Annotated in this window: 26 protein-coding genes and 1 pseudogene; 16 read left to right on the top strand and 11 right to left on the bottom strand. The window is 67.3% G+C overall.

Annotated elements, in window-relative coordinates; genetic code table 11:
• Nucleotides 1-10: 10 nt before the first annotated feature.
• Nucleotides 11-478 (top strand): B-4DMT family transporter, encoded by a 468-nt coding sequence (locus OHA42_RS29825; RefSeq protein WP_406231099.1) that lies wholly within the window; start codon nucleotides 11-13, stop codon nucleotides 476-478.
• Nucleotides 479-554: 76 nt separating this feature from the next.
• Here the strand turns inward: OHA42_RS29825 and aroB are convergent, their stop codons facing one another.
• From aroB to OHA42_RS29805, 4 genes and pseudogenes are all read right to left on the bottom strand, one after another.
• Nucleotides 555-1,676 (bottom strand): 3-dehydroquinate synthase, encoded by a 1,122-nt coding sequence (aroB, locus tag OHA42_RS29820; protein WP_406231098.1) that lies wholly within the window; start codon nucleotides 1,674-1,676, stop codon nucleotides 555-557.
• Nucleotides 1,677-2,041: 365 nt separating this feature from the next.
• Nucleotides 2,042-2,560 (bottom strand): annotated as a pseudogene (locus OHA42_RS29815) (shikimate kinase); the annotation flags it as partial.
• The gene (gene aroC / locus OHA42_RS29810) at nucleotides 2,557-3,750 is read right to left on the bottom strand and encodes a chorismate synthase (RefSeq protein WP_406239674.1); all 1,194 of its coding nucleotides are present in this window, start codon (nucleotides 3,748-3,750) and stop codon (nucleotides 2,557-2,559) included. The gene aroC and the pseudogene OHA42_RS29815, both read right to left, overlap by 4 nt.
• Before the next feature lie 180 nt (nucleotides 3,751-3,930).
• Nucleotides 3,931-4,389 (bottom strand): prepilin peptidase, encoded by a 459-nt coding sequence (locus OHA42_RS29805; protein WP_406231097.1) that lies wholly within the window; start codon nucleotides 4,387-4,389, stop codon nucleotides 3,931-3,933.
• A gap of 290 nt (nucleotides 4,390-4,679) precedes the next feature.
• On the opposite strand from OHA42_RS29805, the gene OHA42_RS29800 reads away from it, so the two are divergent.
• The 4 genes from OHA42_RS29800 to OHA42_RS29785 all read left to right on the top strand — a co-directional run bounded on the left by OHA42_RS29800 (nucleotide 4,680) and on the right by OHA42_RS29785 (nucleotide 7,301).
• Nucleotides 4,680-5,807 (top strand): M24 family metallopeptidase, encoded by a 1,128-nt coding sequence (locus tag OHA42_RS29800; RefSeq protein WP_406231096.1) that lies wholly within the window; start codon nucleotides 4,680-4,682, stop codon nucleotides 5,805-5,807.
• A 49-nt stretch (nucleotides 5,808-5,856) separates the two neighbouring features.
• Nucleotides 5,857-6,420 carry an elongation factor P gene (efp, locus tag OHA42_RS29795; protein WP_406231095.1) on the top strand — a complete coding sequence of 188 codons (564 nt, stop codon included), beginning with the start codon at nucleotides 5,857-5,859 and terminating at the stop codon, nucleotides 6,418-6,420.
• 115 nt (nucleotides 6,421-6,535) lie between these two features.
• Nucleotides 6,536-7,033, top strand: coding sequence for a transcription antitermination factor NusB (gene nusB / locus OHA42_RS29790; RefSeq protein WP_406231094.1), 498 nt, complete (start codon nucleotides 6,536-6,538; stop codon nucleotides 7,031-7,033).
• Nucleotide 7,034: 1 nt separating this feature from the next.
• A complete protein-coding gene (locus tag OHA42_RS29785) occupies nucleotides 7,035-7,301 on the top strand; it encodes a YciI family protein (RefSeq protein ID WP_328403111.1) in 267 nt (88 codons plus the stop codon).
• Nucleotides 7,302-7,708: 407 nt separating this feature from the next.
• On the opposite strand, the gene OHA42_RS29780 is transcribed toward OHA42_RS29785, so the two are convergent.
• Together OHA42_RS29780 and OHA42_RS29775 are read right to left on the bottom strand one after the other, a co-directional pair.
• Nucleotides 7,709-8,587, bottom strand: coding sequence for a LysR family transcriptional regulator (locus tag OHA42_RS29780; protein WP_406231093.1), 879 nt, complete (start codon nucleotides 8,585-8,587; stop codon nucleotides 7,709-7,711).
• A gap of 136 nt (nucleotides 8,588-8,723) precedes the next feature.
• Complete coding sequence (locus tag OHA42_RS29775; RefSeq protein ID WP_406239672.1) at nucleotides 8,724-9,980, bottom strand: SLC13 family permease; 1,257 nt, start codon at nucleotides 9,978-9,980, stop codon at nucleotides 8,724-8,726.
• A gap of 334 nt (nucleotides 9,981-10,314) precedes the next feature.
• On the opposite strand from OHA42_RS29775, the gene OHA42_RS29770 reads away from it, so the two are divergent.
• The 3 genes from OHA42_RS29770 to OHA42_RS29760 all read left to right on the top strand — a co-directional run bounded on the left by OHA42_RS29770 (nucleotide 10,315) and on the right by OHA42_RS29760 (nucleotide 11,979).
• On the top strand, nucleotides 10,315-10,839 hold the full coding sequence (locus OHA42_RS29770) for a DMT family transporter (protein ID WP_406231092.1): 525 nt from the start codon (nucleotides 10,315-10,317) through the stop codon (nucleotides 10,837-10,839).
• Complete coding sequence (locus OHA42_RS29765) at nucleotides 10,836-11,348, top strand: DMT family transporter (protein ID WP_328403103.1); 513 nt, start codon at nucleotides 10,836-10,838, stop codon at nucleotides 11,346-11,348. Before OHA42_RS29770 ends, OHA42_RS29765 begins: the two co-directional genes overlap by 4 nt.
• A gap of 64 nt (nucleotides 11,349-11,412) precedes the next feature.
• Nucleotides 11,413-11,979 carry a DUF4334 domain-containing protein gene (locus tag OHA42_RS29760; protein WP_406231091.1) on the top strand — a complete coding sequence of 189 codons (567 nt, stop codon included), beginning with the start codon at nucleotides 11,413-11,415 and terminating at the stop codon, nucleotides 11,977-11,979.
• A 233-nt stretch (nucleotides 11,980-12,212) separates the two neighbouring features.
• On the opposite strand, the gene OHA42_RS29755 is transcribed toward OHA42_RS29760, so the two are convergent.
• Together OHA42_RS29755 and OHA42_RS29750 are read right to left on the bottom strand one after the other, a co-directional pair.
• Nucleotides 12,213-13,370, bottom strand: a complete 1,158-nt coding sequence (locus OHA42_RS29755) for a serpin family protein (RefSeq protein ID WP_406231090.1) — start codon at nucleotides 13,368-13,370, stop codon at nucleotides 12,213-12,215.
• 96 nt (nucleotides 13,371-13,466) lie between these two features.
• Nucleotides 13,467-14,450 (bottom strand): zinc-binding alcohol dehydrogenase family protein, encoded by a 984-nt coding sequence (locus tag OHA42_RS29750; protein WP_406231089.1) that lies wholly within the window; start codon nucleotides 14,448-14,450, stop codon nucleotides 13,467-13,469.
• Between the two features lie 82 nt (nucleotides 14,451-14,532).
• On the opposite strand from OHA42_RS29750, the gene OHA42_RS29745 reads away from it, so the two are divergent.
• The gene (locus OHA42_RS29745) at nucleotides 14,533-15,108 is read left to right on the top strand and encodes a TetR/AcrR family transcriptional regulator (protein ID WP_406231088.1); all 576 of its coding nucleotides are present in this window, start codon (nucleotides 14,533-14,535) and stop codon (nucleotides 15,106-15,108) included.
• A gap of 37 nt (nucleotides 15,109-15,145) precedes the next feature.
• Here the strand turns inward: OHA42_RS29745 and OHA42_RS29740 are convergent, their stop codons facing one another.
• Complete coding sequence (locus OHA42_RS29740; protein ID WP_406231087.1) at nucleotides 15,146-15,907, bottom strand: HD domain-containing protein; 762 nt, start codon at nucleotides 15,905-15,907, stop codon at nucleotides 15,146-15,148.
• A gap of 198 nt (nucleotides 15,908-16,105) precedes the next feature.
• Here OHA42_RS29740 and OHA42_RS29735 point away from each other — a divergent pair, with 198 nt between their 5' ends.
• Nucleotides 16,106-16,897, top strand: coding sequence for a hypothetical protein (locus tag OHA42_RS29735; protein ID WP_406231086.1), 792 nt, complete (start codon nucleotides 16,106-16,108; stop codon nucleotides 16,895-16,897).
• 193 nt (nucleotides 16,898-17,090) lie between these two features.
• Here the strand turns inward: OHA42_RS29735 and OHA42_RS29730 are convergent, their stop codons facing one another.
• Complete coding sequence (locus tag OHA42_RS29730; protein WP_406231085.1) at nucleotides 17,091-17,540, bottom strand: SgcJ/EcaC family oxidoreductase; 450 nt, start codon at nucleotides 17,538-17,540, stop codon at nucleotides 17,091-17,093.
• 264 nt (nucleotides 17,541-17,804) lie between these two features.
• A complete protein-coding gene (locus tag OHA42_RS29725) occupies nucleotides 17,805-18,362 on the bottom strand; it encodes an alpha-ketoglutarate-dependent dioxygenase AlkB (protein ID WP_406239670.1) in 558 nt (185 codons plus the stop codon).
• A 289-nt stretch (nucleotides 18,363-18,651) separates the two neighbouring features.
• On the opposite strand from OHA42_RS29725, the gene pyrR reads away from it, so the two are divergent.
• The 6 genes from pyrR (at nucleotide 18,652) to carB (ending at nucleotide 26,698) form a co-directional block, all read left to right on the top strand.
• A complete protein-coding gene (gene pyrR, locus OHA42_RS29720) occupies nucleotides 18,652-19,287 on the top strand; it encodes a bifunctional pyr operon transcriptional regulator/uracil phosphoribosyltransferase PyrR (protein ID WP_328403083.1) in 636 nt (211 codons plus the stop codon).
• Nucleotides 19,288-19,330: 43 nt separating this feature from the next.
• Entirely contained in the window at nucleotides 19,331-20,290 is a 960-nt protein-coding gene (locus tag OHA42_RS29715) for an aspartate carbamoyltransferase catalytic subunit (protein WP_328403081.1), read from the top strand.
• The gene (locus tag OHA42_RS29710) at nucleotides 20,287-21,597 is read left to right on the top strand and encodes a dihydroorotase (protein ID WP_406231084.1); all 1,311 of its coding nucleotides are present in this window, start codon (nucleotides 20,287-20,289) and stop codon (nucleotides 21,595-21,597) included. The genes OHA42_RS29715 and OHA42_RS29710 overlap by 4 nt, the downstream gene beginning before the upstream one ends.
• A 75-nt stretch (nucleotides 21,598-21,672) precedes the next feature.
• A complete protein-coding gene (locus OHA42_RS29705; RefSeq protein WP_328403077.1) occupies nucleotides 21,673-22,179 on the top strand; it encodes a transporter in 507 nt (168 codons plus the stop codon).
• Entirely contained in the window at nucleotides 22,176-23,345 is a 1,170-nt protein-coding gene (gene carA, locus OHA42_RS29700; protein ID WP_406231083.1) for a glutamine-hydrolyzing carbamoyl-phosphate synthase small subunit, read from the top strand. The genes OHA42_RS29705 and carA overlap by 4 nt, the downstream gene beginning before the upstream one ends.
• Nucleotides 23,345-26,698 carry a carbamoyl-phosphate synthase large subunit gene (carB, locus tag OHA42_RS29695; RefSeq protein ID WP_406231082.1) on the top strand — a complete coding sequence of 1,118 codons (3,354 nt, stop codon included), beginning with the start codon at nucleotides 23,345-23,347 and terminating at the stop codon, nucleotides 26,696-26,698. The genes carA and carB overlap by 1 nt, the downstream gene beginning before the upstream one ends.
• The last annotated feature ends 15 nt before the right edge of the window (nucleotides 26,699-26,713 follow it).

Below are 26,713 nucleotides of genomic sequence, written 5' to 3'. Positions count from 1 at the left end.
TGTGTTGGTCATGAATGCTTGGGTGTTGCGAGCCACACTCCTCGGTGCGCTGGTTGTCGTGCTGCGTACCGTGCTGGGATTTGCGATGGTGTACTGGCCGACCCAAGGCGGGTGGATGCGGATGCTGGCGCTGGTCGTCCTGCTCGGCGTCATCGCATTGTGGGGCGTGCTGGACGGTCGCAAGGACCGCGCCGCCCATCCCGACCCGGAGCGCGGCTCCGATCTGACCATCTTGTGGCTGAAGGCCGCGGTGGCCGGTGGCGTCGGCAGCGGCCTCGTCGCCTGGATCCTGGACTGGCTGCCCCGCTTCGACCTCGGTGACAACGGCTTGTTCTTCGAGCTGACCGCCTCGGCCTCGTTCATCGTCCTGCTGATCTTCGTGCCCGCGCTGCTCGGCGTCGCGATCGGCCGCGCGCTGGCGGGCCGCCGCAACGACAATCAATCCACGCCACCCACCGCGCAGCCGACCCCGGCCTGACCCGGGTATCGAGCGACGACAACGGCGCACCTCCTGTGGAGGTGCGCCGTTGTCGTTGTCGCCGGGCGTTTTCCGATTACAGCAGGATCGCGCCGCTACTCGGGCTGCCTTCCTTGGCAATCGCCGAGTATGCGGCGGCGAGCAACGTCGGATCCGGGCCTTCGAGGCGGCCCGGCTTGGCAAGGCCGTCGAGGACAACGAAACGCAGGACGCCGGAACGGGTCTTCTTGTCGGTCTGCATCGCGTCGAGGAGCTGCGGAAGCGCGTCGGCGTCGTAGCTGGTCGGCAGGCCGACGCTCTGCAGGATGGCGCGATGGCGATCGGCGGTGGCGTCGTCGAGACGTCCGGCGAGGCGACCGAGTTCGGCGGCGAAGACCAGGCCCACCGAGACGGCGGCGCCGTGCCGCCAGCGGTAGCGCTCGCGGCGCTCGATCGCGTGACCGAGGGTATGGCCGTAGTTGAGGATTTCGCGCAGGCTGGCTTCCTTGAGGTCGGCGGCGACCACGTCCGCCTTCACCTGGATCGCGCGGCGAATCAGCTCGGGGAGCACCTCGCCCTTGGGGTCGAGCGCGGCCTCCGGGTCGGCCTCGACCAGCTCCAGGATCACCGGGTCGGCAATGAATCCGGCCTTGATGATCTCGGCCATGCCCGCGACGATCTCATTGCGCGGCACTGTTTCCAGCGTCACCAGGTCGACCAGTACCGCAGCGGGCTCGTGGAAGGAGCCCACCAGATTTTTGCCCGCCTCGGTGTTGATGCCGGTCTTGCCGCCGACGGCCGCATCGACCATCGCCAGCAGGGTGGTCGGCACATGCACGATATTCACCCCGCGCATCCAGGTGGCCGCGACGAACCCGGCGAGGTCGGTCGCCGCGCCGCCGCCGAGGCTCACCACGACGTCGTTGCGGGTCAGGCCGATGCGTCCGAGCACCTCCCAGCAGAAGCCCGCGACGGCCAGGTCCTTGCCCGACTCGGCGTCCGGGATCTCGATGCGATGCGCGTCGATGCCGGTGTCGGCGAGTGCCTTTCGAACGGCTTCGGCGGTTTCGGCCAGCGGCGGCTGATGGAAGATCGCGACCGTCCGCACGCCGGTGGTCGCGCCGGTGACCGCTTCGACCAGTTCACCGAGCAACCCGCGGCCGATGATCACGGGATAGGGGTCGGCGGTGCGGACCTGGAGACGAGTCGGCTCGGTCATGTGTGCTCCGATTCTGTTCGTGCCGTTTGTTTCATCGCTCGGGCGCGAGCGCGTCGGGCGCGAGCGCGCCGCGACCGGCTGCCCGGTGTCGGTGTGTCGCCGGACGTTTCCGTCGGCGCGGGTGTCGGCTCGGTGTTGTCCTGCTGCTGCGGTTCGCCCTGGGCGTCCCTGCGGCGCGCCGCGGCGCGCGCCCGTGCCGCCCGACGGGCGCGTGACCTGCTATTGCCCTGCGGATTTCCGGCGCCCGGTGTCTTCTCGCCGCCCGGTGCCGTCTGCTGCGCGGTGCCTCGAGCAGTCGTGCTTTCTGTCCCGGTGGTCGCCGTCGCGTCGGGCTCCGCGTCTTGCGGCAGGACCGACTCCATGCCCAGCTTCGCCATGATCATGCGCACCACGCGTCCAGGGCTACGACCGTCGGTCCGCACCCGGACCGAGGCGACCTCCCGGTACAACGGCCGCCGCTTGCGCATCAGCTCCCGATACTTCGCGCCGGGATCGGCGCCGTTGAGCAGCGGTCGTCCCGTGCTCGCGCCGGTGCGGCGAAGTCCTTCGGCCACACTGATTTCCAGGTAGACCACGGTGCGGTTGCGCAGCAGCGCCCTGGTGTCCTTGGACAGCACGGCGCCGCCGCCGAGTGAAACCACCCCGCGCTCGGCCAGGATGGCGCGGCGCACCACCCGTTCCTCGATTTTGCGAAATTCGGGTTCGCCGTCGGTGGCGAAGATCTCGGGGATGGTGCGCCCGGTCTCGCGCTCGATGCCGATGTCGGTGTCGTACAGCTCGACACCGAGTTCCCTCGCGAGCTTGCGGCCGATCGTGGATTTCCCCGCTCCTGGCGGTCCGACCAGCACCACGCGCGGTGCGCGCGGATCGGTCTGGACGATCATTGCGGCACGTGTGGGCGGGCGCTGATGCGCTTGATGTAGCTGGTGATGTTGTCGAGGGTCTCGGTCAGCGAATCGCCGCCGAACTTCTCCAGCGCGGCCTGTGCGACGACCAGCGCCACCATCGACTCGGCGACCACACCCGCGGCGGGCACCGCACACACGTCCGAGCGCTGGTGGATGGCGACGGCTTCCTCGCCGGTGGTCATGTCGACCGTGGCCAGCGCGCGCGGCACCGTCGAGATCGGCTTCATCGCGGCGCGGACCCGTAGGGCCTCGCCGTTGGTCATGCCGCCTTCCAGGCCGCCCGCCCGGTTGGTGGAGCGCAGCACGCCGTCGGGCCCCGGCTTCATCTCGTCGTGTGCCTGGCTGCCGCGTCGGCGTGCGGTCTCGAAACCATCGCCGACCTCGACGCCCTTGATCGCCTGAATGCCCATCAGTGCGGCGGCCAGTCGCGAGTCGAGTCGGTTCTCGCCGCTGATGAAGGAGCCCAACCCGACCGGTAGACCCTCCACGACGACCTCGACGACGCCACCGAGAGTGTCGCCGTCCTTCTTGGCGGCCTCGATCTCCGCCATCATCGCGGCCTCGGCGTCCTTGTCGAACGCGCGCACCGGGCTCTCGTCGATGGCGGCAAGATCTTTCGCGGTGGGCACCAGACCGGTGGTGTTCGCGGCGGCTCCGATGGAGATGACGTGCGAGACGACCTCGACACCGAAGGCTTGTCGCAGGAAGTTGCGGGCGAGCGTGCCCGCCGCGACGCGCGCTGCGGTCTCCCGGGCGCTGGCCCGCTCCAGCACGTTGCGGGCGTCGTCGAAGTTGTACTTGAGCATGCCCGAGTAGTCGGCATGTCCGGGCCGTGGCCGGGTGAGCGGCGCATTGCGTGCCAGATCCGACAGCTCGGTCTCGTCGACGGGGTCGGCGGACATGACAATCGTCCACTTCGGCCACTCGGAGTTGGCGATCTCGACCGCGATCGGTCCACCCATGGTGCGGCCGTGGCGCACACCGCCCACGATGGTGACCTTGTCGGCCTCGAACTTCATTCGCGCGCCGCGCCCGTACCCGAGCCGGCGGCGCGCGAGCTGCGCGGAGATCTCTTGGGATGTCACCTCGACACCGGCCACCATCCCCTCGAGGATGGTGACGAGGGCGGGACCATGGGATTCTCCGGCAGTTATCCAGCGCAACACGTCGTCCATCTTCCCATGTCGGCGCGGGTGCTCCGGCACGCGGCCCGGCGTGATCACGGGCACGCTCGCACCGGCTGTGACATGGTCGCCGCACCACCTGCCGTCACCGGCCAGGTTGTCGCTGTGAGAGCGCCGCAGAGCTCGAGTCCGGGTGGATCGATCCGGCGTGTCGGGGTGGCGTCAGTTGTCATACGTCACCGCCAGCGCCAGCATCGTCGCCAAGCACATCGCAGGCCCGTGCGGCACCGTGATTGCTGCGGTGCGGTCGGCATCGGCTCGCATTCGCCGGACCGTCAGCGCCACGACGCCGACCGCGGCGGTGAGTGCTGGTGCGACGAGCGCTGCCGACACCCAGGTCCGCGCGCCGCCGAGCGCGGCCACCGCACCCAGTCCGATCGCGAGTTTCACGTCGCCGGCGCCGAACGCCCCGGGCGACACCAGGTGCACCAGCAAGTAGGGGATCGTCAGCAGCGCAGCACCGAGCAACGCGGTTGTGAATTGTGTTGTGAACAGCGCGTATCCGAACACGATCAGCGCCCCTGATCCGGTGAGCATGTCGGGCAGTCTGCGGTGCCGGATATCGATGACGGTGAGCATCGCACACCAGGCCACGAGCAGGGTGAATGCGGCAAAGTCCATGGCTACCAGCCTTTGTCGGGCGCGGTCGCCGATCAAGCCTCTGGTCCACAATGTTGATAGCCGATCGATATGTGAACAACCACTGGTCCGCTCGGTGTCGCGGTCGTCGACCGCCGGCTGCTCCGCAGTAATTGTGCGGGGGCAGAGCGGATTTCGGTTCAGCCGTATTGCGACGTTTGTCTGTTCACGGCGGTACCCGCCCGACCACGGCATCGCCCGCGGCGGATCCGCCCGTCGCCGGTGTAGGTGTTGCGTGTCGCCGCGATGCGTGTCGGCGGTAGCTTTGACATATGTCTGCTGATCACGCGGGCCTCGAGCCCGACTACGCGGCGCGTCGCGGTGCGCTGCGGAGTCTGCTGGTGGAGAACGAGGTCGATGCGCTGTTGGTCACCGATCTGGTGAACATCAGGTACTTGACCGGATTCACCGGGTCCAACGCCGCGCTGCTCGTGCATTCCTGGGATATGCGCAATGCCGAGGAGCGCACGGTGATCGGCACCGATGGCCGATACCTCACCCAGGTCGCCGAGCAGGCGCCGGATCTGCGCGCCGAGATCGCACGGGCCACCGCCCGCAGGATCGTGGAGCTCGCGGGGGAGTGGCAACTGGGCCGGGTCGGCTACGAAAGTCACGTCGTCACCGTCGATCAGCACCGCGGTTTCGTTGAGCAGTGCACCGGCCTGGAGTTCGTCGCTACACCCGGCCTCGTCGAACAGCTTCGCATGGTGAAGGACGCCTACGAGGTCGAGCAGCTGCGCGCCGCGTGCGCCGCGGGCGATGCCGGGCTCGCCACGCTGCTCGAGCGCGGTGGGCTGCGGCCCGGCCGCACCGAACGGCAAGTGGCAAGGGACCTCGAGTGGGCCATGTTCGAGCACGGCGCGGCGGCAGTGGCGTTCGAGACGATCGTGGCGGCGGGCGCGAATTCGGCTGTCCCGCATCATCGGCCGACCGACGCTGTGCTCGCTGTCGGCGACTTCGTCAAGCTCGATTTCGGCGCGGTGGTCGGCGGCTACCACTCGGATATGACCCGGACCTTCGTGCTCGGCTCGCCCACGGACTGGCACCGCGAGGTATATGCCCTGGTCCAGGAATCGCAGCGGGCCGGTCGCGAAGCATTGCAGCCGGGTGCGCCGGTGGCCGACGTTGATGCGGCGGCGCGCGCGGTGATCGAGGCGGCCGGGCACGGGAAGCTGTTCGTGCACGGTCTCGGGCACGGGGTGGGACTGCAGATCCATGAAGCGCCGGGAATCGCCAAAACCGGAACCGGTACACTTCTCTCTGGCGTGGCGGTGACCGTCGAACCAGGTGTGTACTTCCCCGGCCGCGGCGGCGTCCGCATCGAGGACACGCTCGTGGTGCGCGAGGGGGGCCCGGAACTGCTCACCAACACCAGCAAAGACCTGACCGTCGTCGACTGACGCCGGTTGCCCGAGACGTGGATATTACGAACGAGGAGATCCGAGGACAGTGGCGGACACCAGCGACTTCAAGAACGGCCTTGTGCTGAAGATCGACGGTCAGCTCCAGCAGATCATCGAATTCCAGCACGTCAAGCCGGGCAAGGGGCCCGCATTCGTGCGGACCAAGCTGAAGAACGTGCTGTCCGGCAAGGTTGTCGACAAGACCTTCAACGCGGGCGTCAAGGTGGAGACCGCCACCGTCGACCGTCGCGATATGACCTACCTCTACCACGATGGTTCGGACTACGTCTTCATGGACGGCGACACCTTCGACCAGATCTCGATCTCCGAGTCGACCATCGGCCCCGGCGCGCGCTTCCTGCTGGAGAACATGACCGTGCAGGTCGCCACGCACGAGGGCGCCCCGCTCTACGTAGAGCTTCCGGTCACGGTCGAGCTCGAGGTGCAGCACACCGACATCGGCCTGCAAGGCGACCGCTCCACCGGCGGCACCAAGCCCGCGACCCTGGAGACCGGCGCCGAGGTGCAGGTTCCGCTGTTCATCAACACCGGTGACAAGCTGCGCATCGACTCGCGCGACGGCAGCTACCTCGGTCGGGTGAACTCCTGATCACCTACCGCCATCGGGCCGCGGCAGTAGCGACGCGCCTGGTCACGCTCACGAAGCGTGACCACGTAGGGCCCCGCAGCTGCCGCGATCGGGTAAAGACGGGGATGATGTGACAGTGGCCGAACAGAAGTCCACGTACAAAAAGCTCGGTGCCAGGCACAAGGCCCGCCGCCGCGCGGTCGATCTGCTGTTCGAGGCGGAGGCCCGCGACGTCGACGCGGCCGACTTGGTTTCCGAGCGCGTCGAACTGTCCACCCAGGATCAGGCTGTCGCGCCGGTGCACGCCTACACCAAGACCCTGGTCGAAGGCGTCGCCGACGATCTCGACCGGGTGGACGGCACCATCGAGTCCTACCTCAAGGACTGGGAGCTGTCCCGGCTGCCCGCCGTGGACCGGGCCATCCTGCGGATCGCGGTGTGGGAGTTGTTCCACGCCAACGATGTTCCGCCGGTGGTCGCGGTCGACGAGGCGGTGGAGCTGGCCAAGGAGCTGTCCACCGACGACTCCCCGTCATTCGTGAACGGTGTCCTCGGCCAGGTCGTGCTCGTCGCACCGCAGGTCCGCGCCGCCGCCGCGGCGACGCTGGCCCCGCGCCCGGAGCCCGAGGCCTGAGATGGTGAACAAGTACCTGGTCATGGCGATGCGCAGGCCGAATTTCGACCCCGCCGTCGTCGAGCCGCACCGCGAGTTCCTCGCCGATCTGCTCGAACGCGGCCACCTGGTCGAGAGCGGCCGCTTCACCGACGGCACCGGCGGTGCCTACGTCATCCACGCCGACAACCTCGACGCCGCCCGCGAGATCGCCTTCACCGACCCGGTCCACACCACCGGGTCATCGGAACTCACGGTCTACGAGTGGGAGATCGCGGTCTCCGCCTGACCTGAACGTCCGCCACAGCCGCGCACCTGCAAGGTGTGCGGCTGTCGTCGTTCGGCGGTCCCGCCCACCGGAATTTGTCGGCGCGCACCCTGCGCTCCCGCTGGTGGGTGTACTGGCCCAGCGGGAGCGAACCGCGAACTGTGCTGTGACGGGTTCGCGGACTCGGGTGTGCGGTCGACGGAATTCACCTGTGACTGGTCGACGCCGGCGCTCGCGCACGGAGTCGATCTTCATTCCTCAACTGCACTCGAGGTCAAGTCATGTGGTGCAGGCCACCCGAATCAGACGTCCGCCACGGTCAGTACGAACTTGCCGGTGGTCTTGCCCTGCCCCACGTCGACGAGCATCCGCGACGCCGTCAGCACGGCCAGCGGCAGGGCGGCCGCCTGGGTGACGGATCGGTCCGATCATGCATCCGCCAGGTCATCGCCGAGGCTCTCGACCGCTTGCCGGAAAGCCTGCACAACCGGGCGGCTGTCGGATTGCCTGGTGACGACGGCGACCTCGACCGGTTTGGTGTCGAATGGCACGAACAGCACATCGGGTCGGGCGAAGTAGCGGCTCGCGGCCGCACCCTGCAGCCCCACTAGCCCGGTGGTGGCGACCGCGCTCGCAATCGCCGTCGGTGTCCTTACCGTCGGTGCATTCCGAGGCACCTGCTGGGCGGGGCCTGCCCACTCCTTGAATCGCGGGTGGGCACTCGACAACCCGACCCATCCGCAGTCGGCGACGTCGTCCCAGCTCAGCAGATCGGCGTCGGCCAGCGGGGATGATGCCGGGACGACCGCGACCGACGGCGTGGTGTACACCCGCTGGGACACCAATCCATCGAGCTCGCCGAGGTCGTGCACGATGCCGACGTCGACGTGGCCCCGGCGCACCGCCTCGTATTGTGAAAGCCAGTCGAGTTCTTCGTGCACGAGCTTCAGGTTCGGCATGGCCGCGGCCAAGGTGTCTCGCAGTTGCGGCCATCGCTCTGCTATCCCGAATCCGAGGACTCCGATCCGCAATAGGCCGGACCGACTCCCCAAGGTTGGATCGGTGCTCGCCCACAACTCGTCGAGCGCGCACAGCACAGTGCGGGCGTGCGCGACGATCCGAAGACCGGCCGGGGTCAACTCGACCCGGCGGCTGGTGCGATCGAATAGCCGCTCACCGAGCGCGTGTTCGAGTTGCTGCACCCGACGACCGAAGTGCCCGGCTGAGACGAAATGACGCTGCGCGGCCCGCGCGAAATGTAGATCGTCGGCCAAAGTGACGATATAGCGCAGGGACTCGATGTCCACCGTTAACTCCCATCGGTAGCGGAGCTGCGTGTCACGGGAAGCATAGAACGGTGACCTAGCTTGTTGTCGACCCGCGCACGCGGAAACCGGCGACGGCAATGTGCCGCTCACGATCGGGTGGTGTGATCGTTGTTGGTTAGCCGGTGAGCAGGAGGGCGGCTACCGCTCCTGTGGTTGCGATTGTGGCCAGGGCCAGGCCGGTGAGGACGAAGCGGAGCATCGGGACTCGGACCTCATGGGTGCGGCAGAATTCGAGGCACAGCAGCGTGGCGAGGGATGCCCATGGGGTGACCAGTGGGGCGATATTCGTGCCGATGAGCAAGGCCAGCAGTTGGTTTCGGTTCGCGTCCGGTACGACGGTCTCGCCTGCGGTATAGGCGGGCAGGTTGTTGGCCACGTTGGACAGCGCAGCGCCCGCTCCTGCGGCGCGGTATGTGCCGAGGGCGTCGGGGTCGGTGCCGATCAGCCAGTGCATCACCTCGGACAGTCCGAATCTGCTCAGTGTGGGCACCACGAGGAACAACCCGACCACGAAAACCAGCAGCTGCCAGGGGATCAGTGACAGCCGCAGCGCGGAACGGTCGAAGATCGCGAAGGCCGCCACCGTGATGGCCGCGGCGAGCGTGGCGGCGATGCCGATGCGATCGCCGACGAACGGGATGGCCAGGACGAACAGCAGGCACGCGGTCGCCGTCGTGTACAGCAGCGCGCGCTGCCTCGCATTCTCCGGGCGGACCGGTTCCGGCGGCAGGTATCGGTCGGCATCGCGTCGGCCGCGCCGCCAGTACCAGATCCACAGGCAGATCATCGTCGCGACGATCGACACCAGCTGTGGCGCCCACATGCGCGCGGCGAAGTCGGTGGCGTGCAACGCAATCCGGTCCGCGGCCAGCAGATTGGTGAGATTGGAGACCGGCAGCAGCAGGCTGGCGGTATTGGCCAGCCACAGCGTGGTCATCGCCAGCGGTAGTGGAGGGATCCGGGCGGGTCTCGCCAGCGCAAGCATGACCGGTGTGAGCAGCACCGCGGTGGTGTCCAGGTTGAGCAGGATCGTGGTAGCGGATGCGAACAGCACGCACAGCGTGAACAGCGCCGGATAGTAGCCGCGACCCAGAATTGCGATGCGATGCGCGATGACATCGAAAACCTTGGCCTGCCTGGTGAGTTCGGCAAGCACGATCACACTGCCGAGGAACAGCAGCAGCGGACCGATCCGGCGCATATTGTCGACGGCCTGGTCCTGTGGCAGTAGTCCGGTCAGCACGCACAGCAGTCCGGCGAGCAACAGTCCGAGCCGGACCCAGTCCAGCGTGCTCGGCCGCCATCGCGGCGGTGGTGTGGTCGAAGGAGGGGTCCGCGCGGAGGAAAGCATCTGCTCGGGCACGTTCGCCATCATCTCAGCAGGGGGCATGGTGGCAGCTGTTCAGTGCTGGGACGACTGGGTCGCGCGCCGGGCTGTGTCGGGTGCGGCGTCGCTCGAGTCCTCGAATATCTCGAGCAATGTTCTCCTGCAAGGTCTTTCGGAACGACACGGGGTACATGCAAGGACTCCAAAAACCACGGCCCGCTATTGACGGTGCCACTAACCAACGGTACGTTATGTGGGTCACGATTGGTGGTGTCGATAGCAAACGGACATGCGGTTCTCCTCTGGAGGCCGGTCGCGCCGATCATCGCTGGGTTCGTGATGGCGTTTGCTCCTCCCGAACCAAAGGACGTGTCTCGTCATGGTCGCCATTAGCCTTGGGCTCGTATTTCTTTTCATCCTGGTGTCCGGTGGGCTGCGGTCCATCGAGGTCGGGTGTCAGAACACGCAGAAGATCTATGTGCAGAACGTGTGGTTGTGCGCGGTGTTCTCGTATGCCGTTGCGCTGGCCGGATTCTTGATCTTCCTGGCGGTGTCGAGGGTGGTCGCGCCTTCGGCGTGGCCGTCCCTCGACGACGTGCGAAACATGCCGTGGTGGGCGCCGTTCGGCGGCCTGATCGGCGGTGTCGCGGTGGTCGGCATGATCACCGTCGCCAAATATGTCGGCGTGGCAACGTTCAACGCGGTCGTCATCGTGAGCGAAATGCTGGTCGCGCTGGTGATGGACGACCTGGGACTCATGGGGTTCGCCACCAGGGAGTTGACCGCACCCCGTGTGGTCGGCGCCGTATTGATCACGGTGGCGGTCTATCTGATGGCCAGCGACTCGGCGAAACAAGAAACCACCCCGCTCACCACCGCGCCTGTTGAAGGGATTGTCCGATGACCACTGCCACCGAACCCGAGGTCGAGACTCGCACCGCGCTGCCGCGCTCGGCATTTGCCCTGGTCTTCGTATTCCTGCTGATCGGCGGTGCATTGCGGTCCATCGAGGCAGGCTGTCAGAACACGCTGAAGTTGGCGCTGAAGAATGTGTGGCTGTGCGGGGTGGTTTCCTATGCGGTGGCCCTCACCGGCGTCGGGATCATTCTTGTTGTCGCGCTGCTGGTTTCGTCGAATCGGCAGTTGCCGACCCGAGCGGATCTCGCGGCCATGCCCAAGTGGGCGCCGTTCGGCGGTCTGACCGGCGGTGCGGCGATCTTCGCGATGATCACCGTTGCCTCCAGCGTCGGAATCGGCACCTTCAACGCCTTGATCATCGGCGGTCAGATGTTTCTCGCGACCGCGATGGACCACTTCGGCGTGATGGGGTTCCCACGTCGTCGCATCAATGTCCAACGAATCGCTGCGTGCGCCATGATTATCGCGGGCTCCTACCTGATGGCGAAGTACTGAGCGACCTGACCTGAGAGATTGATAGTCTCCTTCTTGCAACGTTGCCGCAGGCGAGGAGACCGAAATGGCCGAGACGAGGAGCGCAGCGCCGGGGACCGCCGAGTTGGCGGCGCTGCAGGCCGGCGGGTGCACGCCACAGCAGGCGTGGGAGCTCTTCGACCGCCTCCCCGGCGTGCCGACCGCGGAGATCACGACCGGACGTTGGCGCGGCGAGGAGCTGGACACCCGGCATCCGTTCGCCGGCGTGCTCGTCGCCTCGGGCTGGTATGGCAAGCAGTTCGACACCGCCGACACCGTCCACCCGCTGCTGTTCGCGGACGAGACCGGAACCGTGTTCCCCGTCGATCCCCGCCGGGTCCCGCTCGGCCTCGCAGGCCGGGTGCCGCTCGCGGGCGTGCGGATGGCGCGTAAGTCGTTGCGGGTGATCGGTTCGGTGCTTCGAACCCGCACGCCTGCAGCACGTTTGCGCGATATCGAGTATCGCGGTGTGCTGAGCGCGGGCATGATCTACGACCACTTGCCGATCGTCGATCACTTCCGGCGGGTCGACGAACGCACCCTGCTCGGCGTGATGGATCTGCGCGGCATGACCGAACCATATTTCTTCGTGCTGCGTCGAGAGGCGGTCTGACCCGACCAATGATGCGCCCTGTCCGCTCGGGGTGCGGCGCACCGCCCAACAGGCTGCCGACCGACCCTGGGCAGCGGTCGATCCATCCCGAAACACCTACGCGATAGCCGGCTTTCGAGTCGGCCGCGAGCCGATCATTGTCAGCGTGGCAGCCGCCGGACCACCCGGGATTCCCACTGTCGCCCAGTTCGATCGCCTGCCGAGGGACTTCGGCAGGTAGTGGGGAGGATCGGTCAGCCGATCGGCTCGGTCGGCGGCTCGGCAACCCAGCCTGCGACGACGGCGAGCCCGGTCGGGCGATGCACCGCGATGAAGCCGAAGGGGTGGTCGAAGGCGACGGAGATGGTGGTGACGAGGCGTTCCGGCAGCAGAGCCGCGGCCCGCGCCATGGTGATGGCCGTGATGGCCGCGGCCTCGAAACCGGTTCGGGTGAAACGGGCGAGTACTTCCTGTGCGCCCTGGGCTACATACAGCGGGTCGGGGGAGATATCGGGGAAGTGGCCGTGTGTGCTGTCGGTCGCCGCTGTCAGGCCGAACAACTCCGGCTGTGCGCGAAGGTTGTGCGTCGATCGGATCTCGAAGGGCGGCAGGCGAACTTCGAGCAGATCGCGCCGCGACCGCCCGGTGTGGGTACGTACCGCGAGACCGGGTCCAGTGGTCCCGGCAGGGAGGTCGGTGCGGATCGGCACCGCACCGGTCATCGCGCCCAGACCGGTCGCAATAACGTCGCCGGGGGTCGCCGCACCGAGCAGCAGGTGCACATCCACATCGGCGGTCCCGGTCACGACTACCCGGGTGACCGGTTGTGATCCTTCGAGGATCGCGGCATCGGTGAGGCGGTTGGTGACGCGTTGGAGGCCGGGTCCGCGCCGCCCTTGCCACGGGCCGGTTTCGGGCGCCAGCTCGGTTGCGGTGAACGGCGCTTCCCAGGTGGTCTTCGCCGCGAGGGCCGTGGCGAGGACGAGCACGGTGTCGCGCTCGATACGTAGCGGGAACTTCTCGATGAGTCCGCCGGTGTGCCGCCGAGCCCATTCGTCGAGGACTTGTTGTTCGCCGAGTCGGTCGATGGTGCCCGTTGGCAGTCGGCGCGTCCAATTCTCGTGCAGCGGTAGGTCATCACGAACCCAGAGGCCGAGCGCGGCGGACACGTCCTCGGCGTCGGCCAGTGTGTGCAATAGATCCAATGCCGCGGTGGTCGCCACCTCGGCAGACACCCCGATTGCCGTTTCCAGTTCGGATCGCGCGGCCCCCTCCGCGGCGGCGGCGAGCAGTGCCAACAGCGGCCACACACCGGCGCCGGACACGACGAAGTCGGCTGCGCCTGCCGCGGCGCACCATCGCGCGGTCAGCTCATTGGTCGCGACGACATGCGGCGCCACAGATGTCTGCACCGCTCCCACGATATTCGCCGATCGGTCCGAGCGCCGGTCTGTGCTGTCAGCGGTGTTTCGTGGTCGGCCGCCGCCGGGCGACGGCCAACCACGGGCTCACGCCTCGATCGACTCGGGGCGCAGGATGATCTTGCCGATCGGGGAGCGATCGTCGACGAGCCGGTGGGCCCGGCTCGCTTCGCTCAGCGGAAGGATGGCGTCCACCAATGCATCGAGATTCCCGGCGGCCGCACGCTCCAGCGTCGCGGTGCGGGCGTCGGCGACCCGGGCCAGCCACGCCGGGCCCGCGCAGCCGATGAGGGTCAGGCCGCTGGTGAGCAGGTCGGCGACGCCGACCTGTGCCGGTGCGCCGGACAGCCAGCCGTAGCTGAGCATTCGTCCGCGCAGCGGTGTCATGGCGGCCAGCACCTCGACGGCGGTGGCGCCACCGATCGAATCGAAGACGACGTCGACGGTGGCGTCGCCGAGTACTTCGCGCAGCTGGGTCGGCCACTGCGGGTTGTTGTGATCGAGCACCTCGTCCGCGCCGAGTTTCCGTGCCCTTGCGGCCTTTTCGGGACCACCCGCGGTCGCGATGATGCGCGCGGCGCCGTATTCCTTGGCGAGTTGCGTGAGCGCACTCCCGATGCCGGTTGCCGCCGCCTCGATCAGCACGGTCTCGGTGCCGGTGAGGGCCGCGGTCTCCAGCAGTGGGAGCGCCACCGATCCACTCATCAGCACCGATGCCGCCTCGACCGCCGAAACGCCGTCCGGAATCCGGACCGCGGAACCCGCGGGCGCGCAGACCAGTTCGGCGTATGCCCCGAAGCCCATGGTCTCCACGGCGACTCGCTGTCCGATCAGCTCGACATCGACGCCGGGCCCGACCTCGACCACCACGCCTGCCGCCTGGAAGCCGAACACCAGCGGTGTTTGGACGGGCATCGGGAACTGCCCCGAGCGCAGCATGGTCTCGGGGAACAGGACGGGAATCGCCTCGGCACGGATCACCAGTTCGCCCGTCCCCGGCTGCGGTGCGGGAACCTCTCGGGCGACCAGTACTTCGGGTCCGCCGATGCCCGTCATTACGATTGCCTTCATCGATAACTCCATAACTTGACTGTCGGTCCAGATGCTGGAAACAATATGGACCGTCGGTCAAGTTGTCAATGAAGGTGGTGGAATGGCCGACGAACGTCCCAAGGAGCGAGCGGATGCGGCGCGTAACCGGCGGGCGATCCTCGAAGCGACCGCCGCGCTGCTCGCCGAACATGGCGCCGATGCCCTGACCATGGATCGGGTCGCCGCGGCCGCGGGCGTGGGCAAAGGCACGATTTTCCATCGCTTCGGCAACCGCGCCGGCCTGCTGCACGAGATGATCGCCGAGAGCACCTTCGCGCTGATGGATGCTGTCCGCACCGGTCCGCCACCGCTCGGGCCCGGTGCCCCCGCCGGGGTCAGGTTGGTGGCCTTCTTCGATGCGTTCGTGCGATTGATGACCGACAACATCGAGGTGACGGTCGCCTACATCCAGGGCCCGCCACATCCGCAAGCCGCCGAAATCCACAACTTCTGGGATGCGCACATCACCGCACTGCTGCGCGAGGCACGCCCGGACCTGGACGCCGAGGTGGTCGGCAGGCTGCTGTTCGGGTCGTTGGGCGGGGCGCTGGTGCCGCAGATGGCCCGCGCGGGTGAGACGGATCGGCTGCTGGGTGCGGTTCGGGAACTGGTAGAGGCGGTGCTTCGGACGCCGTGAACGTCGGCGCGACCGGTGTCGAGGACGATTTCAGCGGTTACGTTTCGGGTCCGAACCGCGCCTGCTCGCCGGGTCGGATCTCGGGTCGGTCGTGCGCGAGGATCGCGTCGAAGCGTTCGTCGGCGCGGTCGAGCTGGTCGAGAATATGGCGCTTGACGTGCGCGGCGAGCGGGGTGTCCGCACGGGTGACCAGGTCGCGGTAGACATCGGTCAGCGGGCGGTATTTGGTGGCGAGCTTCTGCATATGAGGGCCGGCGGCGTACAGGATGCCCACGCCGTTATCGGTGAAGTCGGACAGCTTCACGACCCGGGCCCACGGCGCGCGATCGAGCTCGGCTGCGACGTGCGCGCGGTACTGGACGTGCCGATCGATCGACGGATCGGGCTCCGGATTCGTCACGGCGGCAACGATATCGGCCACCCTGGCGCCGAACCGTTCGGACAGTTCGGTGAGCGCGGCGCTGGTCGCCGGGCCGGGGCGGTCGCCGGCAAGCTCGGTCGCGTGATCCTCGACCGCGTCGTGCAGCAGGCCCGCGGCCACCAGATCGGCGTCGCGGACCTCGTAGTGGCTGATAATCCGAATCGCCACGCGCAGTAGATGATTGAGATACGGTTCCCGGCCGTAGCGATCGTCGCGGTGCAGCTCGTCGGCCAGGTCGAGGGCGGCGGTGAGCCGGTCGGCCTCGGGTAGTCCTGCGATCTCCAGTAGTAGTCGCTCGCGCAGTCCGGATTCGCCGTAGACGTCGCTGATCGTATGCAGCGGCATTACGGCCAAAACCCCCGCCCCAGGATTGCTCATAGGGTCAATCTATCGGTGCGGCCCTCGTCGGCGCTGTGCTCTGTGCCACTCTGCCTGCGTTGCCGGAGCATGCCCCGCGGAAAATCCGTTGCCGGTGCCCGCGGCTCGTGGTGTCCTGGTAGGCACGCGAGGCAGGAACTGGAGGTGACCGTGGCCGCGCACGATAAACGGCCGCGACGAGGTTCGGCCACCGATGAAATGATGAAATTGCACCGGCGCACCATGGTGCTCGACAGTCGGGTCTATACGGTGATCAGTCTGCGTCCCGGCAGCGATTTCCGCTTCTCCACCAATCGTTTTCACGACACCTGGCATGTGTTGTCGGACTGGCGCGGTTCGCGGGTGCTTGCCCGACTGCTGTGGGGTCTCGCCTATCAGCGGCGGCCGGGCACCGTGGTGGTGATCGATCCCGAACACCTGGACCCGAACCCGTTCGACGCCGCACCCGCGGATCCGATCGTTGTGGTGCCCTCGGACCTGACCGTATTCACGCGCGCCGCCGCCGTCGCACTGCGCCGGCAGCTGCCGTTCCGGCAGCGCTCCGAAGGCACCGTGCGCTGGCAGACCTTCGGCTTGCAGCAGGCGGTGGACGAACTACGGGAATGGAGATCACAAGGCCTCGGCGAGCGGATCTGGCGGCACCATGACCGGCGGACCGGATCGGCCTGGGTCGATCGTATCGGCGGCCTCATCACCCTGTTCGGCGCCCCCGATCAATTGCGCAGCTGGGCAACCGATCTCGCGACGCTGGGCACCTACGCCCAGGACGGGATGGATTACACCTACCTGGACGAAGCCGATTACAACGGTGAGGTCCAGATCTTCCGTCAGTATCGGCGGAAGGTGAGCATCGCAAGCCAGGCGCGCGCCGAGGTGCTCGCCCGAGCGGGTGGGGAAGCGGGCGATGTGGACAGCGCCATCTGGGCGCATGCCGCAACAGTTCGCCGCCGCCGCTTCCCTGCGATCGATGAGCCCTCGGTGGCCGACTGACCCCCGGTGCGTCCGAAGACAGCGCCGCAACGATGAAATCCGTTGCGGCGCTGTGCTGTATGACCGTTGGCTCGCCTATGAGCGCTCCGCCGAGGGCGGAGCTGTGCCATGCGCGAGCGCTGTCTATCCGACAACTGGGGTGATCGAACCTCGCGTTGCGCGACGGTATTCCCCTTGCGGTATCACTTCTGCGCTATCCCGCCTGCGGAACCAGGGTGTTCTGCCTTGCGGTGGTCCACCATCGGCCTTCCTGCTTCACCAGCACGTACAGCGCGACCATCGCGGGGTCGGTGTCGATGAGCTCACCCTGCGCGGTCGTCGCGCGCGCGACCTTGTGTGCGATCGCGACATCCGCACGCAGGAATACGATGTCGGTGACGTCGTAGCGCACATACTCGTCCTTCAGGAACCCGGCCAGCCCTTGGCGATTCGCTTCCAGCAGCGCCTCGGTGCCTGCGATCAGCATGCCGACGGCGTTCCCCGCGACCGCGTTGGCGGTGAAATGCGAAGTCATCAACTCGGCATCATTGGTGTTGTACGCAGTCTGGGTGTCGGCGATGATCTGCTCGATCGCCGCGATGTCCGCGGTGTGGTCGACGGTGGCGTCCTCGACGACCGGCGGCTGAAACGTTGCTGTATCCATGGGAATCAGCTTCGTACCTGAACTATGGTTAAGGTCAACTGCCCGGGGCAGTCGCCTGGATCACAGCTCTGGTGGCATACGGAATGGCAGTGCGCCCAGGTTGTTTGCGGTGCCGAGGCTCGTGCACTCCATGGTGGGTAAACGACAGGATGGATGCTGTGTTATCCCCGTGGCGGTCGGCGGATCGCCCCTCGACTTCATTTGTCCGCTTATTGCGACATGGTCATCGAAATTGCTCGGCCGCCACTATCGTTCGGTGTCGGGTCAGCGTACGTTGCGGGGGCGGAACTGAATGCTGATCCGCGGTCCGGCCGGCTTGCGGGTCTTCGGTATCGCATGCTCCCAGGTGCGTTGGCAGGAGCCGCCCATGACGAGCAGGTCGCCGTGGCCCACCGTGTAGCGCAGACTGGCGCCGCCACCGCGCGGCCGCAGGAGTAATGCGCGCGGTGCGCCGACCGAGACGATCGCGACCATCGTGTCGTGGGTGGCGCCGCGGCCGGAGGTGTCGCCGTGCCAGGCGACACTGTCGCGGCCGTCACGGTAGTAGCAGAGTCCTGCGGTCCGGAAAGATTCGCCGAGTTCGCGCTGGTAGTGCATGCTCAACGCAGCGCGCGCGTCGTCGAGTATGGGATCCGGTAGCGGTTGGTCCTCCTCGTAGAAGTAGAGCAGGCGTGGCACATCCACGACCCGGTCGTACATCGGCCGCCGCTCGGCCTGCCACGGCACCTCGCCGGCAAGGCGCTCGAACAATGTGTCTGCACCGCGGAGCCAGCCGGGCAGCACATCCACCCACGCGCCGCTGCTCAGCGGTGTCCGTCGCATTCGCTCCAGCGCCTCGAGGTGCACGTCATCGAACCCATCGAGCAGCGAACCCTGGAATGGTGACATGGATTCGAATCTACGTTGAATCGAACATATGTGCTAGCAGATTCCCGAAATGTAGAGACGCCGGACGTTCGCCTCCAATCTTCGTGGCCGGGCTCACAGCGGCGTCGTGGCCCGGCTCACAGCCCGATATGCCTGGTGAAAGCGGTGCTCGGGGCGCTGCTAGGCTGCTTGCCGTAAGACATCCTTTAACGGACCGTCCGGTGAGGCGGGGAAGGAGGTCGGCATGGCCGTGCCCGAAGATCGGGCCGCCAAGTCCGGCGCTGGCGAGGCATCGCAGCGACACACACCCGAATGGGTGGAGGCGGGACGCGAACTGTTGTCACCGTCGGATGTCGGCCGGACCGTTGCGCGTATCGCGCATCAGATCATCGAGAAGACCGCACTGGATTCGGGCGATCCCGACGCCCCGCGCGTCGTGTTGATCGGAATCCCCACCCGCGGCACCACGCTCGCCGCCCGGCTCACCGAGAAGATCGAGGAATTCTCCGGTGTGCGCCCGGCGCTCGGCTCGCTCGACATCACCCTCTATCGCGACGATCTGCGCAGTCGCCCGCACCGGCCACTGGAACGCACCTCCGTGCCCGAAGGTGGCATCGAGGACGCGCTGGTGGTCCTTGTCGACGACGTGCTGTTCTCCGGCCGCACCGTGCGCTCCGCGCTCGACGGACTGCGCGACCTCGGCAGGCCGCGCAGCGTGCAGCTGGCGGTGCTCATCGACCGCGGCCACCGCGAACTGCCGATCCGCGCCGACTTCGTCGGCAAGAACGTGCCCACCTCGCGCAGCGAGGACATCTCCGTACTTTTCACCGAACACGACGGCCGCGACGGCGTGTATCTGCATCAGGAGGCGGAAGCGTGAGCGAGCGAGCCACGGCGGAGCCGAGCGTCAGCCAGGTGGCGTCGTGAGACATCTGCTGACGGTGACGGATTTGGATCGCGTCACCGCGACGGAGCTGCTGGACGAGGCCGAACGTTTCGAGCAGGCGCTGCTCGGGCGTGAGGTGCACAAGCTGCCGACGCTGCGCGGTCGCACCGTGATGACAGTGTTCTACGAGAACTCCACCCGAACCCGGGTGTCGTTCGAGGTGGCGGGCAAGTGGATGAGCGCCGATGTGATCAACGTCAGCGCGAGCAGCTCCTCGGTCTCCAAGGGCGAGTCGTTGCGCGACACCGCGCTGACGCTGCACGCAGCGGGCGCCGACGCCCTCATCGTGCGACATCCCGCTTCCGGTGCCGCGCACCAGATCGCACGCTGGATGGATGCCTGGGCGGTGCAGTCGGGTCGCGGCTCGGGTCCGGCGATCATCAACGCGGGTGACGGTACCCACCAGCACCCGACTCAGGCACTGCTCGACGCGTTGACGCTGCGGCAGCGTCTCGGTGATATCGAGGGCAAGCGCGTGGTGATCGTCGGCGATATCCTGCACAGCAGGGTCGCCCGCTCGAATGTCTTCCTGCTGGCCACTCTCGGCGCCGAAGTCGTGCTCGTCGCTCCGCGCACGCTGCTGCCCGTCGGTGCGGAAAGCTGGCCCGCGCGGATCTCGCCCAGCCTGGACGCCGAATTGCCCGGCGCCGACGCGGTATTGATGTTGCGGGTGCAGGCGGAGCGCATGAACGGCGGCTTCTTCCCCTCGGCCCGCGAGTACTCGGTGAACTACGGGCTTTCGGAGCGCCGGATGGCGCTGCTGGAGGAGCACGCGGTGGTCCTGCATCCGGGCCCGATGCTGCGTGGCATGGAAATCGCCTCGCCCGTTGCGGACTCACCGAAGTCCGCGATCTTGCAACAGGTGACGAACGGAGTGCATATGCGGATGGCGGTGCTGTTCCGGCTGCTGGTCGGCACCCAGGAGGCGGTGGCGTGAGCGAGTTGCTGCTGCAAGGTGTTCGACCGTACGGCGAGGGGGAGCCGGTCGACGTGCTCGTCCGCGACGGTGTAATCGCCGCGATCGGTGCCGACCTCGACACGGGTGCCGACACCGAGGTGATCTCGGCGGCGGGCCAGGTCCTGCTGCCCGGCTTCGTCGACCTGCACACCCACCTTCGTGAACCGGGGCGCGAGGACACCGAGACCATCGAGTCCGGTTCCGCCGCCGCGGCGCTCGGCGGTTACACCGCGGTGTTCGCGATGGCCAACACCAATCCGGTCGCCGACTCGGTGGTCGTCACCGACCACGTGTGGCGGCGCGGCCAGGAGGTCGGGCTGGTCGATGTGTTCCCGGTGGGTGCGGTCACGGTCGGTTTGGCGGGCAAGCAGCTCGCGGAAATGGGCACCATGGCCGCAGGCGTCGGCGCGGTGCGCATGTTCTCCGACGACGGTCACTGCGTGTACGACCCGCTGCTGATGCGCCGTGCGCTCGAATACTCGAACTCCCTCGGGGTCCTGATCGCGCAGCATGCCGAGGAGCCACGCCTCACCCAGGGGGCGGTCGCGCACGAGGGGCCGACCGCGGCCAGGCTCGGCCTTGCCGGCTGGCCGCGCGCCGCCGAGGAGTCGATCGTCGCCCGCGATGCGCTGCTCGCCCGTGATGCCGGTGCGCGCGTGCACATCTGTCACGCCTCCACCGCGGGCACCGTGGAACTGGTCAAGTGGGCCAAGGCGCAAGGTATTTCGATCACCGCCGAGGTCACGCCACACCATCTGCTGCTCGACGATTCACGGCTGGAAACCTACGATGCGGTCAACAAGGTGAACCCGCCGCTGCGCGAGGCCTCCGACGCAGCGGCGCTGCGCCGCGCACTGGCCGAGGGCATCCTCGACTGCGTCGCCACCGACCACGCCCCGCACGCCGAACAGGACAAGTGCTGCGAGTTCGCCGCCGCGCGTCCCGGCATGCTCGGTCTGGAGACCGCGCTGTCGATCATTGTGCAGACCATGGTCGAACCGGGGCTGCTCGACTGGCGCGGCGTCGCGCGGGTGATGAGTGAGCGGCCCGCCGAAATCGTCGGACTCGACGACCACGGCAGGCCCATCGAGGTCGGCGAACCGGCGAACCTCACGCTGGTCGACCCGGACGCGACCTGGACGGTGCGAGCCACCGAGCTCGCCAGTATCTCGAACAACACACCGTTCGAGGCGATGACGTTCCCGGCCCGAGTGACGACGACGTTGCTCCGTGGCACGGTAACCGCCCGTGAGGGCAAGGCGGTGGGGCACCGTGCGGAGGCGTAGATGAGCGAACATTGCGCAGCCGCTCGTCGAAGCCGACCGGGTGCGGGTGTCCCGCAGGACACAGGAGGTCCGTAAGTGGAAAGAACGCTGTGGGTGGTCGGACTGCTGGCGCTGTTCGCGCTGTGCGTCTGGCTGATGTACCGAGGCTGGCAGAACCGGGCAGCGCGCCAAGCGGCGAGCATCGGTGAGCTACCGGGGGTGCCCGCCGACTGCGGCGCGCAACTGCTGGAGCCGACCACTGGAATGTATCTCGGCAGCACCATCGCGCCCAGCTGGCAGGACCGGATTGCGGTGGGCGACTTGGGCTTCCGGGCCACAGCGGAACTCACGAGGTTCGAACGCGGAATTCTGCTCGAGCGCGAAGGGGCGACGGTGATCTGGATTCCGCAGGAATCCATCACGGCGGTGCGCACCGAACGCGGGCACGCGGGCAAGGTCATGACGGAAGATGGTGTGCTGGTAATTCGCTGGAAGCTGCCCACCGGAACCGAGGTAGACACCGGTTTCCGGGGCGACGACAAGACGGTGTACCCGGCTTGGCGAGCGGATCCGACCAGAGCGACGACGGGAGAAGACGAATGAATGCAGGATCGCGCAGCGATTCGACGGGGGGCGGTGGTCGGGCGACCGGAGGTCCGGCGCAAGCAGCAGCTCTGGTATTGGAAGACGGGCGGGTGTTCCGTGGCACGGCCTACGGCGCCGTGGGTGAGACGCTCGGTGAGGCGGTGTTCTGCACCGCGATGACCGGGTACCAGGAGACCCTCACCGACCCCAGCTATCACCGGCAGATCGTGGTGGCCACGGCCCCACAGATCGGCAACACCGGCTGGAACGACGAGGACGACGAGTCCTCGAAGATCTGGGTCGCCGGCTACGCGATCCGCGACGCCTCGCGCGTCGCGTCGAACTGGCGCTCCACCGGGACACTGCAGGACCAGTTGGGTCGCCAGGATGTGGTCGGCATCGCGGGAATCGACACCCGCGCGCTGGTGCGCCACCTGCGTACCCGCGGTTCGATGAAGGCGGGCATCTTCTCGGGCGCCGCCCTGGCAGGCACCGACGAGTTGCTCGCCAGAGTGAACGGCCAGCCTTCGATGCTGGGCGCGAATCTGGCTCGAGAGGTCAGCACCGATGCCCTCTACACCATCGAGCCGGTCGGTGATCCCCGCTTCACGGTCGTCGCGGTCGACCTCGGCATCAAGACCAACACCCCGCGGATGTTCGCCGAGCGCGGGATGCGGGTGCACGTGGTGCCTTCGACCACCTCGCTGGACCAGATTCTGGCGCTGAACCCGAACGGCGTGTTCCTGTCCAACGGTCCCGGTGACCCGGCCACTCAGGACGGTGCGGTCGCGATCACCCAGGGCGTGCTGGAAAAAGGTCTGCCGCTGTTCGGCATCTGCTTCGGCAATCAGATTCTCGGCCGCGCGTTCGGACGCAAGACATACAAGATGAAGTTCGGCCACCGTGGCATCAACGTCCCGGTCGTCGAGCGGGAAACCGGTCGCATCTCTATCACCGCGCAGAATCACGGTTTCGCACTGGAGGGTGAGGCGGGGGAGCAGTTCGATACGCCCTTCGGCCGCGCCGAGGTCAGTCACGTCTGCGCGAATGACGGCACTGTCGAAGGTGTTCGCCTGGTCGACGGCCGCGCGTTCTCTGTGCAGTACCACCCCGAGGCCGCCGCCGGACCCCACGACGCCGCTTATCTCTTCGACCGTTTCGCCGGTCTCATGGAAGGAGCCTGATGCCTCGCCGCAAGGATCTCCAGCACATCCTGGTGATCGGCTCTGGCCCGATCGTTATCGGCCAGGCATGTGAATTCGACTATTCCGGCACCCAGGCGTGCCGGGTGCTGCGGGCCGAGGGCCTGCGGGTATCGCTGGTGAACTCCAATCCGGCGACCATCATGACCGACCCGGAGTTCGCCGATTCCACCTACGTGGAGCCGATCACGCCGGAGTTCGTCGAGAAGGTCATCGAAAAGGAGCGTCCCGACGCCATTCTCGCCACCCTCGGCGGGCAGACCGCGCTGAACACCGCGGTTGCCCTACACGAACGCGGTGTGCTGCAGAAGTACAACGTCGAGCTGATCGGCGCCGACTTCGACGCCATCCAGCGCGGTGAGGACCGGCAGAAGTTCAAGGACATCGTCGCCAAGGTCGGCGGCGAGAGCGCCCGCTCCGCGGTGTGCCACACCATGGCCGAGGTGCGCGCCACTGTCGCCGAGCTCGGTTTCCCCGTGGTCGTTCGCCCCTCCTTCACGATGGGCGGCCTCGGCTCCGGCATGGCCTACAACGACGACGATCTCGACCGCATCGCGGGCGGCGGCCTGGCCGCCTCACCTACCGCGAACGTGCTCATCGAGGAATCCATTCTCGGCTGGAAGGAATTCGAGCTCGAGCTCATGCGCGACAGCCGCGACAACGTCGTGGTGGTCTGCTCGATCGAGAACGTGGACCCGATGGGCGTGCACACCGGTGACTCGGTCACCGTCGCACCGGCCATGACCCTCACCGACCGCGAATACCAGAAGCTGCGCGACCTCGGCATCGACATCCTGCGCGAAGTCGGCGTCGATACCGGCGGCTGCAATATCCAGTTCGCGGTGAACCCCGCCGACGGCCGCCTCATCGTCATCGAGATGAACCCGCGTGTCTCGCGTTCTTCGGCGCTCGCTTCCAAGGCCACGGGCTTCCCGATCGCCAAGATCGCCGCCAAGCTGGCCATCGGCTACACCTTGGACGAGATCGTCAACGACATCACCAAGGAAACTCCAGCCTGCTTCGAGCCGACGCTGGACTACGTGGTGGTCAAGGCGCCACGGTTCGCGTTCGAGAAGTTCCCCGGCGCCGACGCGACGCTGACCACCACCATGAAGTCGGTGGGCGAGGCGATGTCGTTGGGCCGCAACTTCTCCGAGGCACTCGGCAAGGTGCTCCGCTCGCTGGAGACCAAGGCCGCAGGGTTCTGGACCCAAGAAGATGGCAAGTGGGCCCCCTCCGATGGCGGCGACCCGCAAGCGGTCGCCGCGGCCACCGAGTCCATCCTCGAAGATCTGCGGACCCCGACCGAGGGCCGCATCTACCAGGTGGAGCGCGCGCTGCGCCTGGGCGCGAGCATCGCGGAGGTCGCGAAGGCCTCCGGCATCGACCCGTGGTTCGTCGCCGAGGTCGCCGGACTCGTCGAATTGCGTCAGGAGATCATCGACGCACCGGTGCTCGACGAGACGCTGCTGCGTCGCGCCAAGCACCACGGCCTCTCCGACCGTCAGATCTCCGCGCTGCGTGCCGAACTCGCTGGCGAGACCGGCGTGCGCACCCTGCGGCACCGGCTCGGTGTCCGGCCGGTCTTCAAGACCGTGGACACCTGCGCCGCCGAATTCGAGGCCAAGACCCCGTACCACTACTCGACCTACGAGCTGGACCCCGCAGCCGAGTCCGAGGTCGCGCCGCAGCGCGAACGCGACAAGGTGATCATCCTCGGCTCGGGCCCGAACCGGATCGGCCAGGGCATCGAGTTCGACTACTCGTGTGTCCATGCGGCGCAGACGCTGTCGCAGGCCGGGTACGAGACAGTGATGGTCAACTGCAACCCGGAGACCGTCTCCACCGACTACGACACCGCCGACCGGCTCTACTTCGAGCCCCTGACCTTCGAGGATGTGCTCGAGGTCTTCCACGCGGAGTCCGAATCCGGCACCGTCGCCGGCGTTATCGTGCAGCTGGGCGGGCAGACCCCGCTCGGACTCGCACAGCGGCTCACCGACGCGGGCGTCCCGGTGGTCGGCACCAGCGCCGCGGCCATCGACCTGGCCGAGGACCGTGGCGAGTTCGGAGACGTGCTGGTCGCGGCGGGCCTGCCCGCTCCGAAGTACGGCACCGCGACGACCTTCGCGCAGGCCAAGAAGATCGCCGCGAGCATCGGCTACCCGGTGCTGGTCCGACCGTCCTACGTGCTCGGCGGGCGCGGCATGGAGATCGTCTACGACGAGCAGTCCCTCGAGGGCTACATCTCCCGCGCCACCGAGCTCAGTCCCGAGCATCCGGTGCTGGTCGACCGCTTCCTGGAAGACGCGATCGAGATCGACGTCGACGCACTGTGCGACGGCGAAGAGGTCTACCTCGGCGGCGTGATGGAGCACATCGAAGAGGCGGGCATCCACTCCGGCGACTCCGCCTGTGCGCTGCCGCCGATCACCTTGGGCCGCAGCGATATCGAGGCTGTGCGCCGGTCCACCATCGCGCTGGCCAAGGGCATCGGCGTCAAAGGCCTGCTCAACGTGCAGTACGCGCTCAAGGACGACGTGCTCTACGTGCTGGAGGCCAATCCCCGTGCCAGCCGTACGGTTCCGTTCGTGTCCAAGGCCACGGCGGTGCCGCTGGCCAAGGCTGCGGCCCGGATCACCATGGGCGCCACCATCGCCGAACTCCGCAAGGAAGGCATGCTGCCCGCCGAGGGCGACGGCGGGCACGTCCCGCTGGACGCGCCGGTCGCAGTGAAGGAAGCGGTGCTGCCGTTCCACCGGTTCCGCAAGGCCGATGGCACCGGCGTGGACTCGCTGCTCTCCCCGGAGATGAAGTCCACCGGCGAGGTCATGGGCATCGACGCCGACTTCGGCACCGCGTTCGCCAAGAGTCAGGCCGCCGCTTACGGTTCGCTGCCCACCGAGGGCACCGTGTTCGTCTCGATCGCCAACCGCGACAAGCGGGCCATGGTGTTCCCGGTGAAACGTCTGCACGACCTCGGCTTCCGCATCCTGGCCACCGAGGGCACGGCGGAAATGCTGCGCCGTAACGGAATTCCGTGCGAACAGGTGCGCAAGCACTCGGACCCGGAATCCGGTGGCGAGGTGCCGATCGCGTCGATCGTGGAGCAGATCCGCGACGGCGAGGTCGACATGGTGTTCAACACCCCCTACGGCAACTCGGGTCCGCGCGTGGACGGTTACGAAATCCGCACAGCTGCGGTCGGTGTGAACATTCCGTGCATCACCACGGTGCAGGGTGCGGCCGCGGCCGTGCAGGGCATCGAGGCGACCATCAACGGTGGCATCGGGGTGCGCTCCCTGCAGGAACTGCATTCGGCGCTTCGTGGCTGAGGATCGCGTGATCGA

The organism is Nocardia sp. NBC_01009 (assembly GCF_045208035.1).
Taxonomy (GTDB): domain Bacteria; phylum Actinomycetota; class Actinomycetes; order Mycobacteriales; family Mycobacteriaceae; genus Nocardia.
This window is presented reverse-complemented; position numbering and strand designations above follow the sequence as displayed.

Coding starts and splice junctions, on each gene's coding strand:
- OHA42_RS29775 (WP_406239672.1), bottom strand. CDS start 9,980: ATGGCGAACGTGCCCGAGCAGATGCTTTCCTCCGCGCGGACCCCTCCT.
- aroB (WP_406231098.1), bottom strand. CDS start 1,676: ATGACCGAGCCGACTCGTCTCCAGGTCCGCACCGCCGACCCCTATCCC.
- OHA42_RS29760 (WP_406231091.1), top strand. CDS start 11,413: ATGGCCGAGACGAGGAGCGCAGCGCCGGGGACCGCCGAGTTGGCGGCG.
- OHA42_RS29750 (WP_406231089.1), bottom strand. CDS start 14,450: ATGAAGGCAATCGTAATGACGGGCATCGGCGGACCCGAAGTACTGGTC.
- OHA42_RS29725 (WP_406239670.1), bottom strand. CDS start 18,362: ATGCGACGGACACCGCTGAGCAGCGGCGCGTGGGTGGATGTGCTGCCC.
- OHA42_RS29805 (WP_406231097.1), bottom strand. CDS start 4,389: ATGGACTTTGCCGCATTCACCCTGCTCGTGGCCTGGTGTGCGATGCTC.
- OHA42_RS29745 (WP_406231088.1), top strand. CDS start 14,533: ATGGCCGACGAACGTCCCAAGGAGCGAGCGGATGCGGCGCGTAACCGG.
- OHA42_RS29800 (WP_406231096.1), top strand. CDS start 4,680: ATGTCTGCTGATCACGCGGGCCTCGAGCCCGACTACGCGGCGCGTCGC.
- OHA42_RS29765 (WP_328403103.1), top strand. CDS start 10,836: ATGACCACTGCCACCGAACCCGAGGTCGAGACTCGCACCGCGCTGCCG.
- OHA42_RS29825 (WP_406231099.1), top strand. CDS start 11: ATGAATGCTTGGGTGTTGCGAGCCACACTCCTCGGTGCGCTGGTTGTC.
- carA (WP_406231083.1), top strand. CDS start 22,176: ATGAATGCAGGATCGCGCAGCGATTCGACGGGGGGCGGTGGTCGGGCG.
- OHA42_RS29735 (WP_406231086.1), top strand. CDS start 16,106: ATGATGAAATTGCACCGGCGCACCATGGTGCTCGACAGTCGGGTCTAT.
- OHA42_RS29730 (WP_406231085.1), bottom strand. CDS start 17,540: ATGGATACAGCAACGTTTCAGCCGCCGGTCGTCGAGGACGCCACCGTC.
- carB (WP_406231082.1), top strand. CDS start 23,345: ATGCCTCGCCGCAAGGATCTCCAGCACATCCTGGTGATCGGCTCTGGC.
- pyrR (WP_328403083.1), top strand. CDS start 18,652: ATGGCCGTGCCCGAAGATCGGGCCGCCAAGTCCGGCGCTGGCGAGGCA.
- OHA42_RS29740 (WP_406231087.1), bottom strand. CDS start 15,907: ATGAGCAATCCTGGGGCGGGGGTTTTGGCCGTAATGCCGCTGCATACG.
- OHA42_RS29770 (WP_406231092.1), top strand. CDS start 10,315: ATGGTCGCCATTAGCCTTGGGCTCGTATTTCTTTTCATCCTGGTGTCC.
- OHA42_RS29785 (WP_328403111.1), top strand. CDS start 7,035: ATGGTGAACAAGTACCTGGTCATGGCGATGCGCAGGCCGAATTTCGAC.